The organism is Pelovirga sp., from assembly GCF_059864205.1.
In genome coordinates this window covers 1-15498 of record NZ_JCBCBS010000199.1, presented here as the reverse complement: position 1 = coordinate 15498, position 15498 = coordinate 1, and the positions used below count along the sequence as shown (strand labels likewise).

13 protein-coding genes, 1 tRNA gene and 1 pseudogene are annotated in these 15498 nt (G+C 52.4%); all 15 read left to right on the top strand.

Annotated features, from left to right (window positions below; all coding sequences use genetic code 11):
• Window positions 1–264, top strand: a pseudogene (locus AC6F7T_RS12740) (EF-Tu C-terminal domain-related protein); the annotation flags it as partial.
• Window positions 265–329: 65 nt separating this feature from the next.
• Complete coding sequence (gene rpmG, locus AC6F7T_RS12735; protein WP_500719401.1) at window positions 330–482, top strand: 50S ribosomal protein L33; 153 nt, start codon at window positions 330–332, stop codon at window positions 480–482.
• Window positions 483–509: 27 nt separating this feature from the next.
• Window positions 510–586 (top strand) — tRNA-Trp (locus AC6F7T_RS12730).
• A 54-nt stretch (window positions 587–640) separates the two neighbouring features.
• The gene (secE, locus tag AC6F7T_RS12725) at window positions 641–814 is read left to right on the top strand and encodes a preprotein translocase subunit SecE (protein WP_500719399.1); all 174 of its coding nucleotides are present in this window, start codon (window positions 641–643) and stop codon (window positions 812–814) included.
• A 20-nt stretch (window positions 815–834) separates the two neighbouring features.
• Window positions 835–1368, top strand: coding sequence for a transcription termination/antitermination protein NusG (nusG, locus tag AC6F7T_RS12720; protein WP_500719397.1), 534 nt, complete (start codon window positions 835–837; stop codon window positions 1366–1368).
• 42 nt (window positions 1369–1410) lie between these two features.
• Window positions 1411–1833 (top strand): 50S ribosomal protein L11, encoded by a 423-nt coding sequence (gene rplK / locus AC6F7T_RS12715; protein ID WP_500719395.1) that lies wholly within the window; start codon window positions 1411–1413, stop codon window positions 1831–1833.
• 26 nt (window positions 1834–1859) lie between these two features.
• Window positions 1860–2561: a 50S ribosomal protein L1 gene (gene rplA / locus AC6F7T_RS12710; RefSeq protein ID WP_500719393.1), complete on the top strand. Its 702-nt coding sequence runs from the start codon at window positions 1860–1862 to the stop codon at window positions 2559–2561.
• A gap of 162 nt (window positions 2562–2723) precedes the next feature.
• Window positions 2724–3242, top strand: a complete 519-nt coding sequence (gene rplJ / locus AC6F7T_RS12705) for a 50S ribosomal protein L10 (RefSeq protein WP_500719391.1) — start codon at window positions 2724–2726, stop codon at window positions 3240–3242.
• A gap of 54 nt (window positions 3243–3296) precedes the next feature.
• Complete coding sequence (gene rplL / locus AC6F7T_RS12700) at window positions 3297–3674, top strand: 50S ribosomal protein L7/L12 (protein WP_500719389.1); 378 nt, start codon at window positions 3297–3299, stop codon at window positions 3672–3674.
• A gap of 201 nt (window positions 3675–3875) precedes the next feature.
• Window positions 3876–7979 carry a DNA-directed RNA polymerase subunit beta gene (gene rpoB, locus AC6F7T_RS12695; RefSeq protein WP_500719387.1) on the top strand — a complete coding sequence of 1368 codons (4104 nt, stop codon included), beginning with the start codon at window positions 3876–3878 and terminating at the stop codon, window positions 7977–7979.
• A 75-nt stretch (window positions 7980–8054) separates the two neighbouring features.
• Window positions 8055–12212 (top strand): DNA-directed RNA polymerase subunit beta', encoded by a 4158-nt coding sequence (gene rpoC, locus AC6F7T_RS12690; protein WP_500719385.1) that lies wholly within the window; start codon window positions 8055–8057, stop codon window positions 12210–12212.
• A 164-nt stretch (window positions 12213–12376) separates the two neighbouring features.
• Window positions 12377–12748: a 30S ribosomal protein S12 gene (gene rpsL / locus AC6F7T_RS12685; protein ID WP_500719383.1), complete on the top strand. Its 372-nt coding sequence runs from the start codon at window positions 12377–12379 to the stop codon at window positions 12746–12748.
• Between the two features lie 24 nt (window positions 12749–12772).
• The gene (gene rpsG / locus AC6F7T_RS12680) at window positions 12773–13243 is read left to right on the top strand and encodes a 30S ribosomal protein S7 (protein ID WP_500719381.1); all 471 of its coding nucleotides are present in this window, start codon (window positions 12773–12775) and stop codon (window positions 13241–13243) included.
• Window positions 13244–13269: 26 nt separating this feature from the next.
• Window positions 13270–15348: an elongation factor G gene (gene fusA / locus AC6F7T_RS12675; protein WP_500719379.1), complete on the top strand. Its 2079-nt coding sequence runs from the start codon at window positions 13270–13272 to the stop codon at window positions 15346–15348.
• A gap of 11 nt (window positions 15349–15359) precedes the next feature.
• The coding region (locus AC6F7T_RS12670) for a GTP-binding protein (protein ID WP_500718319.1) at window positions 15360–15498 on the top strand (139 nt) is incomplete at its 3' end.

Genomic DNA, 15498 nt, shown 5'->3' with positions numbered 1-15498 from the left:
CGAAGCCTACATTCTGACCAAAGAAGAAGGTGGTCGTCATACCCCATTCTTCAAAGGCTATCGTCCGCAGTTCTATTTCCGTACCACTGACGTGACCGGGATTGTCGAGCTGCCCGAAGGTATTGAGATGGTCATGCCTGTGACAACATTGCCATGACAGTAGATCTGATCACCCCGATTGCCATGGACAAAGAGCTGCGCTTTGCGATCCGCGAAGGTGGCCGTACTGTCGGCGCCGGTGTTGTCAGCGAAGTAATTGAGTAACAACCAAGGAATCAAGCTGAACTGATCCCTCCCGATTGTCTCGGGAGGGGTTTTACGAGGTAGCTATTATGCGTGACATTGTCACTCTCGCCTGCACCGAGTGCAAGCGCCGGAACTATACAACAACAAAGAACAAGAAAAATACTCCGGATAAATTGGAGTTCAACAAGTACTGTCGCTTCTGTAAGCGCCATACACCACACAAGGAAACCAAGTAGCATTTAATCGCTGCCTGGGTTCTCTGCAGGCCAGTAGCTCTAACGGCTAGAGCACCGGATTCCAAATCCGGGTGTTGGGGGTTCGAATCCCTCCTGGCCTGCCACTTTTTATAGAGCAAGCTCCACACAGTGAGGCTGACGGACCAATGACTGGAAAAATGAACGAATTTCTTGGCAATGTAAAAGCAGAACTGAAAAAAGTTACCTGGCCATCTAAAAAAGACACCTATGGGTCCACCATGGTAGTTATAGTCGTTGTCGTGTTCTGTGCAGTTTATCTGGGGGTTGTCGATATGATTCTCTCGCGCTTGATCCAAGTGGTTCTGGGCTGACGGGAGTAAAAGGCTTTTTCATGGCAATGAAATGGTACGGCGTACACACCTATTCGGGTTATGAAAACAAGGTGAAGCTCAGTCTCGAGGAGCGAATTCGTTCTACCGGGGTTGAAGATTTTTTTGAAGAGATTCTGATCCCTTCTGAAACGGTTGTTGAGATGCGTAAAGGTGAGCGCAAAACCTCAACCCGCAAGTTTTTTCCTGGTTACATCCTGGTAAAAATGGTTTTGAACGATGAAACCTGGCATGTGGTTACCGGAACGGCCAAGGTCACTGGTTTTGTCGGTGGCGGCGTCAATCCGCCGGCGATTCCTGAAGATGAAGTTGCCAAGATTACCAATCGTATGGTTGAGGGTGTCGAAAAGCCCAAGCCCAAGGTTGAGTTTGATGTGGGTGAAACCGTACGGGTTGTTGATGGCCCCTTCCTGAATTTCACCGGCATCGTTGAAGACGTCAGGCCCGAACGTGGGACCCTGAAGGTTATGGTCAGTATTTTTGGTCGGGTCACCCCGGTCGAGTTGGAATTCATTCAAGTCGAAAAAACCAGTTGAGTGCTTCTGGGGTAAAGGTTTTGGACGTTTAAGGAGTCGGTAATGGCCAAGAAAGTTATAGGACAGATAAAATTGCAGATCACCGCTGGCAAAGCAAACCCGTCCCCACCTGTGGGCCCGGCACTTGGTCAGCACGGTGTCAATATCATGGAGTTCTGTAAGGCGTATAACGCCAAGACCCAGGATCAGGAAGGATTGATTATTCCTGTTGTTATTACGGTTTTCGCAGATCGGTCTTTTTCGTTTATCACTAAGACCCCCCCTGCTGCCGTCCTGCTGTTGCGGGCAGCTAACCTGAAAAAAGGGTCCGGGGTTCCAAACAAGGACAAGGTTGGAAAAGTTACCAGCGATCAGGTGCTCGAAATCGCTCGTCTGAAGATGCCTGACCTCAATGCGTTTTCTGAAGATGCTGCGGTGCGGATTATCGAGGGTACGGCGCGCAGTATGGGAATTGAAATCGCCTGAAATAGCGAGTAGTGGAGAGAAAAAAGATGGCAACTGGCAAGAAGATTAAAAATTCAAAAGAGCTTGTAGATCGTGCCCGCACCTATGGTATTGATGAAGCCCTGGAGTTGTTGAAAAAGGCGGCTTTCGCCAAATTCGACGAAACTGTTGAAATCAGCGTACGCCTTGGTGTTGATCCGCGTAAAGCCGATCAGATGGTCCGTGGTGCTCACGTTTTGCCCAACGGTCTGGGTAAGAATGTCCGGGTGCTGGTGTTTGCCAAGGGCGAAAAAGCTCAGGAGGCTGAAACTGCCGGTGCCGATTTCGTGGGTGCCGATGACCTTGCCGAAAAAATCCAGGGTGGCTGGTTTGATTTTGATACCGCTATTGCTTCCCCGGACATGATGGGTGTCGTCGGCAAGATTGGTCGCCTGCTCGGCCCGCGTGGTTTGATGCCTAATCCGAAGGTTGGCACAGTCACCATGGATCTGGCGCGCGCCGTTCAGGAAGCAAAATCGGGTAAGATCGAGTATCGAGTTGAAAAAGCCGGTATCGTGCACGCTCCGGTGGGCAAAATTTCTTTCGACGCCGAAAAGCTCAAAGAAAATATTCTATCTCTGCTTGATGCCCTGGTCAAGGCGAAGCCTTCGACATCCAAGGGGATTTACCTGAAGAAGATGTCGTTGTCCAGCACCATGGGACCTGGTATCCATCTTGACATCCCAGCGCTACAGGCAATGATCAAATAACACAGACTCTAAGTCAAAGACAGCAGGCATGCGTTAGTGCATTTAATGGTTTTGCCACCTGCCGAGGCTGCAGGGTGCTGTGACAATAAGTCACCGCTCTCCCTCATGCTGACTTGGTCGGGACATCCAGATCCCACGATCTTAAAGAAAGGAGGAGAGTGAATGAACAGAACAGAAAAGGAACAAGTTGTTCAAGAACTGGCAAAACGCCTTGCTGAGACGGATGCGGCTTTTCTGGCCGATTATCGCGGCATCAACGTTGATCAGGCGACCAGACTGCGGCGTGAATTAACCCAGGCCGGGGTTGAATACCGGGTTGTAAAGAACAATCTGATTAAACTGGCGGCCAAGGGAACCTCTGCCGAACCTCTGCAGAAATTCTGTGCCGGGCCAACGGCTATTGCCCTGGCGGGAGCTGATCCGGTCACCCCAGCAAAAATTCTGAGCAAGTTTGCCAAGGATGTTCAGGCCTTTGAATTAAAGGCAGGGGTGCTGGGCGGAAAGTTATTGTCCGTTGCCGACATTAATGCCCTTGCCGATCTGCCGAGCCGTGAAGAACTGCTGGCTAAGGCCCTTGCTTCGATGAATGCCCCGGTATCCAACTTTGTTGGTACGCTGGCTGCCATTCCGCGTTCGTTGGTCCAGGTTTTAAACGCCATTGGCCAAAGTAAAGCTGCTTGATCTTGATCCCTAAACTTTTATAAACATCGCTACATATATCTTACGGAGGAAAAAATGGCTGGAGTAACTAAAGAACAAGTTGTTGAATTTCTTGAGAACATGACTGTTCTTGAAATGTCTGAGTTCGTCAAGGAACTGGAAGAAAAATTTGGTGTTTCTGCTGCTGCACCAGTAGCCGTTGCTGCTGCTGCCGGTCCTGCTGCTGAGGTTGCTGAAGAAAAGGATGAGTTTGATGTTATTCTTACCAGTGCCGGTGAGAAGAAAATCAACGTCATCAAGGTTGTTCGTGCCCTGACCGGTCTCGGTTTGAAAGAAGCCAAGGATCTGGTTGATGGCGCTCCGAACCCGGTTAAGGAAGGCGTTTCCAAAGCTGAAGCGGAAGACGTCAAAAAACAGCTTGAAGAAGCTGGCGCCGGCGTGGAGCTGAAATAGCAATTGTAAGTGAATAGTCGAGCATTAGCCAAGGTCGCGGTGCGGCCTTGGCTATTCTCGTTGTTTGGAAGACCTTGTTCCATAACAGGATTTGGTCGCCCCCGGGGTTGTTATCCCCCGCTGACAGGCCGAACCCGTGACACTATAGTAGTTGGTTAACTGTCTTTACCGGCCTTTTGATTTTGACCCCAAGGAGAAACCATGGCCTATTCGTTTGCGAATAATCCGCTCCTCAGGAAGCACTTCGCAAAGGTTTCGAATATCATCGATATTCCGAACCTAATCGATATTCAAAAAACTTCCTATGCCCGTTTTTTACAAGCTGACATTCCTGCATCGTCGCGCAAGCAAAGTGGCCTCGAGTCAGTGTTTCGCTCGGTTTTCCCTATTCGTGATTTCAGCGATACCTGCTCTATGGAGTATGTATCCTATGATTTAGGTACGCCCAAGTATGATGTCGATGAGTGTCATCAGCGCGGTATGACGTTCGCTGCACCGATGAAGGTCAAGGTGCGTCTGGTCACTCTTGACACCGATAAAGACTCAGGCACCCAGTCGATTCGTGACATCAAAGAGCAAGAAGTATATTTCGGTGAAATCCCGCTGATGACAGAGAATGGTACCTTCATCATCAATGGCACCGAGCGGGTTATCGTCAGTCAGTTGCATCGCTCTCCCGGCGTCTTTTTCTCTCACGACAAGGGCAAAAGTCACTCCAGCGGCAAGGTCCTTTACAGCGCCCGCATCATTCCGTATCGCGGTTCCTGGCTGGATTTTGATTTTGATCACAAAGATCTGCTCTGGGTGCGTATTGACCGTCGCCGGAAATTGCCCGCGACTGTCCTGCTGAAGGCGTTGGGCTACACGACGGAAGAGTTGCTCAAGCATTATTACGATTTTGAAGAAATTTCCTGGAACAACTCGGTGTATGTCAAAAGGGTCAACTATGACCTGCTTGTTGGCCAGCGTGCCGCTTCGGATGTCCTTTCCAACAGTGGTGAGGTGCTGGTTAAAGCGAACCGCAAATTCACCCGGGCTGCAATTCGCAAACTCAAAGAAGAGGGGCTCGAGTTTGTGCCGGTAACCACCGAAGAATTGCTCGGTAAGATCGTTGCTAGCGACATTGTCGACGAAGCAACCGGCGAGGTGCTGCTCGAATGCAACAGCGAGCTGACTGAAGACAAGCTCAATGAATTCAAAGAGCGTGGCATCCAGGATTTTAATATTCTGTTTATTGACCACCTGTATGTCGGTTCCTATTTAAGTGACACCCTGCGCACGGACAAGATCGAGACCGCAGAAGATGCCATTATCGAAATTTTCCGACGCTTGCGGCCCGGCGATCCTCCCACGGTTAAAACGGCAACGGCGCTCTTTGAGAGCCTGTTCTTTAATCCCGATCGCTACGATATTTCGGCGGTGGGGCGCCTCAAGCTGAACCACAAACTCAGCCTGGACTCACCCCTTGAACAGTCGACCCTCACGAAGGACGACATTATCGCAGTGGTGCGCTATCTGATCGACCTGCGTAACGGCAAGGGATCGATTGATGATATCGACCACCTTGGCAATCGACGTGTCAGGGCGGTAGGTGAGCTGCTGGAAAATCAATATCGGGTTGGCCTGGTGCGGATGGAACGCGCTATTAAAGAGCGCATGAGCCTGCAGGATGTCGACAGTCTGATGCCCCACGATCTGATCAACTCAAAGCCGGTTTCTGCCGTCGTCAAGGAGTTTTTCGGATCGTCGCAGCTTTCGCAGTTTATGGATCAGACCAACCCCCTCTCCGAAGTTACCCATAAGCGGCGCCTGTCAGCTTTGGGACCGGGAGGTCTGACCCGTGAACGGGCCGGCTTTGAGGTGCGTGACGTGCATCCGACGCACTATGGCCGCGTCTGTCCCATCGAAACCCCGGAAGGACCGAACATCGGTCTGATCGCATCACTTTCAACCTATGCGCGGATCAATGAATATGGCTTTGTTGAAACCCCATACCGGATTGTGAGCAATGCCCAGGTGACTGATGAAATAAAATATTTCTCAGCACTGGAGGAAGAAGGACATTCGATCGCTCAGGCCAATGCCCCGATCGATGAAAATAATGTCTTTATCAACGACCTTGTCAATGTGCGCAGAAACGGCGAATTCATGTTGCTGACCCCTGAGGATATTACCCTCATGGATGTGTCGCCGAAACAGATTGTTTCGGTCGCCGCCGCGCTGATTCCATTTTTGGAAAATGATGATGCTAACCGCGCCCTGATGGGCTCCAACATGCAGCGTCAGGCTGTACCATTGTTGCGCTCCGATGCGCCGCTGGTCGGCACCGGCATGGAGCGGATTGTCGCCCATGATTCCGGCAGTTCCATCGTTGCTCGCCACGATGGGGTGGTTGAGCGGGTTGATGCCGGCCGTATCGTTGTCCAGGTTGACGACAAGGATATGGAAGAAACCGGTACCTGGGTCGATATCTACAATCTTCTCAAATTCAGCCGTTCCAACCAGAACACCTGTATGAATCAGAAACCGATCGTCAAGGTTGGTGATCGAGTCAGGGCTGGTGATGTGATTGCTGATGGTCCATCAACCCAGTGGGGTGAGTTGGCGTTGGGGCAGAATGTCCTGGTCGCTTTTATGCCCTGGCATGGTTACAACTTTGAGGATTCAATTCTGATTTCCGAAAAGCTTGTCCAGGATGACCGTTACACCTCGATCCATATTGAGGAGTACGAGTGTGTTGCGCGTGATACCAAGCTCGGCAAGGAGGAAATTACTGACGATATTCCCAATCTCGGTGAAGATGCCCTCATGGATCTTGACGAGTCGGGGATCATCCGCATCGGCGCTAGTGTTAAGGCCGGCGATATTCTTGTGGGTAAAATTACCCCCAAGGGGGAAACCCAGCTCTCGCCGGAGGAAAAGTTGCTGCGTGCCATCTTCGGTGAGAAGGCTGGTGACGTCCGCGATACCTCACTGCGGGTTCCACCCGGTGAAGAAGGCGTCGTCATCGGTGCGCGGGTATTCTCGCGCAAGGGATCTGACAAGGATGCCCGCACCGAGCAGATTGAGGCGCGCGAAATTGAGCAACTGCGCAACGATCTGAACGATGAGATCCGCATTCTGCGATCTTCCACACGCAAGAAGATTCGCTCACTGCTGTCCGGTCAAACCGCCGCTGTAACCATCGAAGATAGCGACGGCAATGTCTTACTGCCCAAGCGGCGCAAAATTACTGACGAGGCCTTTGATAAGGTTCCTTTCTCACGTATCCAGGATATCTCTATTTCTGGAAACGATGAAATTGAAGCTAAAGTCAGCAATCTGCAGGTCCGTTTGGCCGAACGTGAGCAACTGGTCAACGCTGTTTTTGAGGACCGTATCGAAAAATGCAAGCGTGGTGATGATTTGCCCCCAGGTGTCATCAAGATGGTCAAGGTTTATATCGCCATCAAGCGCAAGCTCCAGGTCGGTGACAAGATGGCTGGTCGCCATGGTAATAAAGGTGTTCTTTCGCGGATTCTGCCGCAGGAAGATATGCCCTACATGGAAGACGGCACGCCGGTCGAGATTGTACTGAACCCCCTTGGGGTGCCGTCACGGATGAACGTTGGCCAGATCCTCGAGACTCATCTGGGTTTGGCGGCACGTGGCCTCGGTAATCAGATCAAAAAGGTGCTGGAAGAACAGTATAGCGAAGCCGCGCTTAAAAAGCAGATCAAGACCGCTTACGCTGATCCGGAACTCGACGAATTTATCGATGGTCTGACGGAGGATGACCTGCTTATCCTCGCCCGGCGCCTGCAAGACGGTGTACCCATGGCGTCACCGGTTTTTGAGGGGGTTAACGAAGAACAGATCAAGTCCGAGCTTGAGCGCTCCGGCTTTGCCAAGAGTGGTCAGATGACGCTGTTTGATGGTAAAACCGGTGATGCTTATAAGGAGAAAGTGACCGTTGGCATCATGTATATGCTCAAGCTCCACCACCTGGTTGATGACAAGATCCATGCGCGCTCTATCGGCCCCTATAGTCTGGTTACCCAGCAGCCGCTGGGCGGTAAGGCGCAGTTTGGCGGCCAGCGCCTTGGTGAAATGGAGGTCTGGGCGATGGAAGCATATGGAGCAGCTCATGCCTTGCAGGAGTTTTTGACGGTTAAATCGGATGATGTGGCCGGTCGAACCCGCATGTATGAAGCCATCGTCAAGGGGAAGCATACCCTTGAAGCCGGCTTGCCGGAGTCCTTCAACGTTCTGATCAAAGAGCTTCAGGCTTTGTGTCTCGATGTTGATCTGCTCGAAGAAGAATAGTCAGGAGCGGTTTTCGACTCCTGACATTATAAATTTACAGCAACCCAAGCACTCGTCCAACAAGGAGGATGCGTTTTGGAAGATATTTTCAGTCTCTTTGAGCGCCCGAAAGATCCGTTGAGCTTTAATTCGATCCGCTTGTCTTTAGCCTCTCCGGACAAGATCCGGGAGCGGTCTTTCGGTGAAGTGAAAAAACCGGAAACCATTAATTACCGGACCTTCAAGCCGGAACGTGATGGTCTGTTCTGCGCCAAGATTTTTGGCCCGATCAAGGACTACGAATGTAACTGCGGCAAGTACAAGCGCATGAAACACCGCGGCATCGTCTGTGAAAAATGTGGTGTTGAGGTTATTCCGAGTAAGGTGCGGCGCGAGCGTCTGGGTCATATCGATCTTGCCTGCCCGGTAGCCCATATCTGGTTTTTGAAGTCATTGCCGTCCCGTATTGGCGCGTTGCTTGACATGACTCTCAAGGACCTGGAAAAGGTTCTCTATTTCGAGGCTTATGTTGTTCTTGATGCCGGGGATACCCCGCTGGTCAAGGGGCAGCTGCTACCCGATGACAAATACAGCGAAGCGATGGACGAGTTTGCCGGGCAGTTTGTTGCCGGTATGGGTGCCGAGGCCGTGCGTGAGTTGCTGGCCGAACTGGATATGGAAACTATTGGCGAACAGCTGCGCCTTGAGATGAAAGAGGCAACCAGCGAGGCCAAGCGCAAAAAGGTTTCCAAGCGCCTGAAAGTTGTCAACGCTTTTCGTCAGAGCGGCAATCAGGCCGAATGGATGATTCTTGAAACCATCCCGGTTCTGCCACCGGAGCTCCGCCCGTTGGTCCCCCTCGATGGCGGCCGTTTCGCCACCTCCGATCTCAATGATCTGTACCGCCGCGTCATCAATCGTAACAATCGCCTCAAGCGGTTGATGGAGTTGCGCGCGCCGGAAGTCATTGTGCGTAACGAAAAGCGTATGCTGCAGGAAGCGGTTGACGCTTTGTTCGATAACGGTCGTCGTGGTCGTGCCATCACCGGTCCGAGCAAGCGTCCGCTGAAATCCCTGTCAGACATGCTCAAGGGCAAAGGTGGGCGTTTCCGCCAGAACCTGCTCGGTAAGCGGGTCGACTACTCCGGCCGTTCGGTTATCGTTGTCGGCCCGGAGCTGAAGCTGCACCAGTGCGGTTTGCCCAAGAAAATGGCGCTGGAACTGTTTAAGCCTTTTATCTATCAGAAGCTCGAAGAACGCGGTCTGTCGACTACCATCAAGAGCGCCAAGAAGATGGTGGAAAAGGAAAAGGCCGAGGTCTGGGATGTGCTTGAGGAGGTTATCAAGGAACACCCGGTCATGCTCAACCGCGCACCGACGCTGCACCGCCTTGGTATTCAGGCGTTTGAGCCGGTCCTGATTGAAGGTAAGGCCATCCAGTTGCATCCGCTGGTCTGTACCGCCTTCAACGCCGACTTCGACGGTGACCAGATGGCTGTCCACCTGCCTTTGTCCATCGAAAGTCAGATTGAAGCGCGCGTTCTTATGATGTCGACCAACAATATCCTTTCACCAGCCAGTGGTCAGCCGATTATTGTGCCATCGCAGGATATGGTTCTGGGCCTTTACTATATGACCAGAGAGCGTCCTTTTGTCATCGGTTCCGGTAAGGTATTTGTTTCTCCGGAAGAGGTGCGGATGGCTTATGATGCCGGTGAAGCAGATCTTCAGGCCGGCATCAAGGTGCGGATGGCTGCCGAGAAGGGTGCGCCACTGCAGTTAATCGAAACAACCGTGGGGCGAATTTTGCTGCGCGAGGTTGTTCCTGCGGTTATCCCCTTCAAGCACGTCAATCTGGTCATGGGCAAGAAACAGGTCGCTCATCTGATCGATGTCAGCTTCCGCCTGGCTGGTACCAAAGAAACAGTCATTCTGGCAGACAGGATCAAGGAGACCGGTTTCCGCTATTCGACCATTGCTGGTGTTTCCATCTGTCTCGACGATATGGAGATCCCCGAGTCGAAGGAAGCACGGATCAAAGTGGCAGCGGATGAGGTCAAGGACATCCATCAGCAGTACACCGAGGGTCTGATCACCGATGGCGAGCGCTACAACAAGGTTATCGACATCTGGGCTAAGTGTACTGAAGATATCGCCACCACCATGCTCGGCAATATCGCGATCGACAAGCTGGTTTCCGCAGAAGGGGAGACGGTAAAAGTCCCCTCCTTTAATGCGATTCACATGATGGCTGATTCGGGCGCGCGGGGCAGTGCCCAGCAGATTCGTCAGTTAGCGGGTATGCGCGGTCTGATGGCCAAGCCGGACGGTTCCATTATTGAAACCCCGATCACGGCCAACTTCCGTGAAGGTTTGACCGTGCTGCAGTACTTCATCTCAACCCATGGTGCCCGTAAGGGTCTGGCCGATACGGCGCTTAAAACGGCCAATTCAGGTTACCTGACACGCCGTCTGGTTGACGTTGCCCAGGATGCCATCATTACTGAGCAGGACTGCGACACCCTCGATGGTATCGAGGTCTCGTCCCAGACCGAAGGAGGCGAGATTATCGAACGTCTTGGTGACCGTATCCTCGGTCGTGTGACGCTGGATGATGTTGTCGATCCGATCACCGATGATGTGCTGGTTGAAGCCAACGAGATGATCGACGAGGATGCCGTTGCCAGAGTCGAAAATGCCGGCCTTGAGCGGGTTAAAATCCGCTCGGTTCTGACCTGCAAAAGCAAGCGCGGCATCTGCGCTCTGTGCTATGGTCGCGATCTGGCTCGCGGTCACCTGGTCAACCTCGGTGAGGCGGTCGGCGTTATCGCTGCCCAGTCGATTGGTGAGCCGGGAACCCAGTTAACCATGAGAACCTTCCATATCGGTGGTGCCGCCTCGCGGCGTGCCGAACAGACGGCATTGGAAGCCCGTTTCGACGGTACCTTGAAGTTTATCAACCTCAATACGGTTGATGATGAGGCGGGCTTGCCGGTGGTTATGAATCGCAAGGGTGAGGTTGCCGTTGTTGATGATGCCGGCCGTGAGCGCGAACGCTACTCCCTTGTTTACGGTGCGCACTTGACGCGCCAGGATGGTGCCCCGGTCAAGACTGGTGACACCCTTGCCGAGTGGGACCCCTACACTGTGCCAATTATTACCGAGGTTGCTGGAACCGTACGCTATGGTGACATCCTTGAAGGGGTCTCCATGGAGGAGCAGGTGGATGAGGTGACCGGCCTGTCGCGCAAAGTCATCATTGAAGCACGCTCAGCCGATAAGCGTCCACGGGTTACCATCAAGGGGGACGATGGCAAGACAGCCAAGCTGCCCAATGGCGCGCCGGCACGCTATATGCTGCCGGTTGGTGCCAACATTGTTGTTGAAGAAGGTATGCCTTTGCACCCCGGTGCGATCCTCGCCAAGATCCCGCGCGAGACCACCAAGACCAAGGACATTACCGGTGGTCTGCCGCGTGTTGCCGAACTCTTCGAGGCGCGTAAACCGAAAGAAGTTGCGGTTATTTCAGAGGTGGATGGGGTTGTCAGTTACGGCAAGGACGCCAAGGGCAAGCGTAAGGTGGTTGTTACCCCGGAGATCGGTGAGCCGGTTGAATACCTGATTCCTAAAGGAAAGCACATATCTGTCCATGAAGGGGATTTCCTTCATGCCGGTGAAGAACTGGTCGATGGATCGAGCAATCCGCACGATATTCTGCGTGTCCTTGGCAGTAAGGAACTCTCCAAGTACCTGGTTGATGAGGTGCAGGAGGTCTACCGCCTGCAGGGGGTCAAGATCAACGATAAGCACATCGAGACCATTGTTCGCCAGATGCTGCGGCGGGTACAGATCAATGATGTCGGCGATACCAACTTCTTAAGTGATGATCAGGTTGATCGTTGGGTGTTTGAAGAGGAGAACGAGAAGGTTCTGGCAGATGGCGGTCAGCCTGCTATTGGTGAGCCGATCATGCTTGGTATTACCAAAGCCTCCTTGTCTACTGAATCCTTTATTTCGGCGGCTTCTTTTCAGGAGACCACCAAGGTTCTCACCCAGGCTTCCATTCAGGGCAAGGTTGATGTACTGCACGGTCTTAAGGAAAACGTCATCATGGGTCGCTTGATTCCTGCTGGAACCGGGGTGGCCAAATACCGCGTTGCTGAACTCAGGACGCCGGAGCCTGAAGTCAAGTTGGAGGCGCCGCTTGAGATAGATGAGTCGGAAACGGAAGATACTGAGGAAATGGAGGACTAGAGGCTCTGTGAGTTTTTAGGCGCTAAAGGGTATGCAGAAAACGCACGCCGGGCATAAAAGGTCTTGACAAAGGCTGGGCCGATTGATAATGTCTGCGAGTTTTCCTCGCGGAAAGCCCGGTACATAGGTGATTGAAATGATGATAAGAAACTGGGAGCAACAAGATGCCAACAATTAACCAGCTGATTCGCAACGGACGCAAAAAGAGGGTGACCAAGTCAGGCTCTCCAGCGTTGAAATCCTGTCCTCAGCGGCGTGGAGTCTGTACGCGAGTTTATACCACAACCCCAAAGAAGCCAAACTCGGCATTGCGTAAGGTTGCGCGTGTACGTTTGACTAACGGTATGGTCGTTACCTCTTATATCCCCGGTGTTGGTCATAACCTGCAGGAACACTCCGTTGTGTTGATCAGGGGCGGCAGGGTAAAAGACTTGCCAGGTGTGCGTTATCATATTGTGCGTGGAACTCTTGACCTTGCCGGCGTAAAAGATCGTAAGCAGGGACGTTCCAAGTACGGCGCCAAGCGCCCGAAGTAAACAAAGTCTGAAGAAGAGGACCTTATGCCAAGAAGAAGAGAAGTTCCCAAGCGCGTTATCCTGCCTGATCCCAAGTTCGGTGATCAGCTGGTTGCCAAGTTTGTCAATAACGTCATGGTCGACGGCAAAAAAAGCACTGCCGAGCAGATTGTCTATGGCGCCTTTGATATTGTCGCTGAACGTAGTGGCAACAATCCTCTTGATGTGTTCCGGACGGCAATGGACAATGTTCGCCCCATGCTTGAGGTCAAGTCGCGCCGTGTTGGTGGCTCGACCTATCAGGTTCCGGTAGAGGTGAGCCCGTCACGGCGCACCGCACTGGCGATGCGCTGGCTGGTTAACTATGCCAAGGGGCGCAGCGAAAAGACCATGTGTGAGCGTTTGGCAGGTGAGTTCCTTGATGCATCCAATAATCGTGGTACTGCGGTCAAGAAGCGTGAAGATACCCACCGGATGGCTGAGGCCAATAAGGCTTTTGCCCATTACCGCTGGTAGACCCGGTTGTCATTAGGAGATAGATTGTGGCTCGTATAGTACCACTGAATAGAACACGTAATATCGGCATTATGGCTCACATAGATGCTGGTAAAACTACAACAACTGAACGGATCCTGTTCTACACAGGGGTTTCTCATAAGCTGGGTGAAGTCCATGATGGTGCGGCAACGATGGACTGGATGGAGCAGGAACAAGAGCGCGGTATTACCATTACCTCCGCTGCAACAACCTGTTTCTGGAAAGACCATCGTATCAATATTATTGATACCCCTGGTCACGTCGACTTCACCATCGAGGTAGAGCGCTCACTTAAGGTCCTCGATGGCGCCGTTGCCGTCTTTTGTTCCGTCGGTGGTGTCGAGCCCCAGTCTGAAACTGTCTGGCGTCAGGCCGACAAGTACGGCGTTCCCCGTATCGCCTTTGTTAACAAGATGGATCGCATTGGTGCCGATTTTGATCGCGGTGTTAACATGATCCGCGAACGTCTCGGCGCAAATCCTCTGCCGTTGCAGTTACCCATCGGTTCGGAAGAAAACTTCCGCGGTCTGGTTGACCTGGTTACCATGCAGGCGCTGGTATGGGATGATGAGTCGCTTGGTGCCAAGTACGACATCATTGATATTCCAGCCGAAATGGCTGACGAAGTGCAGGCTGCTCGTGACGCCCTGCTCGAAGAAATTTCATCACATGATGATGTGTTGATGGAAAAATATCTCAGTGGCGAAGTGTTAAGTCTTGATGAAATCAAGGCAGCCATTCGCCAGGGCATGAAAAACATCCATTTCTGTCCAGTGCTGTGTGGCAGCGCTTTTAAGAATAAGGGCGTTCAGACCTTGTTGGATGCGGTGGTTGACTATATGCCTTCACCAGTCGATGTCCCCCCGATTAAGGGTTTGCATCCTGATACTGGTGCCGAACTCGAGCGACCTGCAGCTGATGAGGCCCCCTTTGCCGCCCTGGCGTTCAAGATCATGACCGACCCCTTTGTCGGCCAGTTGAGTTTTTTCCGCGTGTATTCAGGTATTGCTGAATCCGGTTCAACAGTGCTTAATTCGACCAAGGGCAAAAAAGAGCGCTTTGGACGATTGCTCAAGATGCACGCTAACAAGCGTGAAGAGGTCAAGCAGGTTTACGCCGGTGATATTGCCGCCGCCGTCGGTCTGAAGCATACAACCACGGGCGATACCCTCTGCAATCCGGAGCATCCGGCCCTGCTGGAGTCGATGGATTTTCCTGAGCCGGTTATCCACCTGTCGGTTGAGCCGAAAACCAAGGCTGACCAGGAGAAGATGGGCGTTGCCCTTGGCAAGCTGTTATCCGAAGACCCTTCAATGCGCGTCAGAACGGATGAAGAAACCGGGCAGACCATTCTTTCCGGTATGGGCGAGTTGCATCTTGAGATTATTGTTGATCGCATGAAGCGTGAATTCAAAGTCGAGTGTAACGTTGGTGCTCCACAGGTTGCCTACCGTGAATCGATTACCAAGTCGGTTCAGGTGCAGGGCAAGTTCGTGCGCCAGTCCGGTGGTCGTGGTCAGTACGGCGATTGCTGGTTGCGTATTGAGCCGGGTGAGCCTGGCGAAGGCTTTACTTTTATTGACGAAATTAAAGGTGGCGTTATTCCGCGTGAATATATCCCTGCCGTTGGTAAGGGTGCGGAAGAGGCAGCGCAGAATGGTGTGCTTGCAGGTTTCCCCATCGTTGACGTTCGTGTTGCCGTATTTGATGGTTCCTATCACGACGTTGACTCGTCAGAGATGGCCTTCAAGATTGCCGGCTCCATGGGTTTCAAGGAGGGTGCCAAAAAAGCAGCACCTGCCTTGCTCGAACCCATTATGGCGGTTGAGGTAGTGGTTCCTGAAGAGTACATGGGCGATGTTATTGGCGATCTGAATAGTCGCCGGGGCCGCATTATGGGGATGGATTCACGTGCCGGCGCCCAGGTAGTTAATGCCCATGTGCCGTTGTCGAGCATGTTCGGCTACGCCACCGATCTGCGCAGTGCGACCCAGGGTCGTGCAACCTATACAATGGTATTTGATCATTACGATCAGGTGCCCAAAGCGCTCAGCGAAGAGATTATTGCCAAGGTTAATGGCTAGAGGAGTTTACAATGGCGAAGGCAAAATTTGAGCGGTTAAAGCCGCATGTTAACGTCGGAACGATCGGTCACGTTGACCATGGCAAGACGACCCTGACCGCAGCGATCACCAAGGTGTTGGCTGAGAAGATGGGTAAGGGTGAAGTCAAGG

Excerpts from the sequence above, each read along its gene's own strand:
- secE (WP_500719399.1), top strand. The coding sequence starts at position 641 with ATGAACGAATTTCTTGGCAATGTAAAAGCAGAACTGAAAAAAGTTACC.
- nusG (WP_500719397.1), top strand. The coding sequence starts at position 835 with ATGGCAATGAAATGGTACGGCGTACACACCTATTCGGGTTATGAAAAC.
- rplK (WP_500719395.1), top strand. The coding sequence starts at position 1,411 with ATGGCCAAGAAAGTTATAGGACAGATAAAATTGCAGATCACCGCTGGC.
- rplA (WP_500719393.1), top strand. The coding sequence starts at position 1,860 with ATGGCAACTGGCAAGAAGATTAAAAATTCAAAAGAGCTTGTAGATCGT.
- rplJ (WP_500719391.1), top strand. The coding sequence starts at position 2,724 with ATGAACAGAACAGAAAAGGAACAAGTTGTTCAAGAACTGGCAAAACGC.
- rplL (WP_500719389.1), top strand. The coding sequence starts at position 3,297 with ATGGCTGGAGTAACTAAAGAACAAGTTGTTGAATTTCTTGAGAACATG.
- rpoB (WP_500719387.1), top strand. The coding sequence starts at position 3,876 with ATGGCCTATTCGTTTGCGAATAATCCGCTCCTCAGGAAGCACTTCGCA.
- rpsL (WP_500719383.1), top strand. The coding sequence starts at position 12,377 with ATGCCAACAATTAACCAGCTGATTCGCAACGGACGCAAAAAGAGGGTG.
- rpsG (WP_500719381.1), top strand. The coding sequence starts at position 12,773 with ATGCCAAGAAGAAGAGAAGTTCCCAAGCGCGTTATCCTGCCTGATCCC.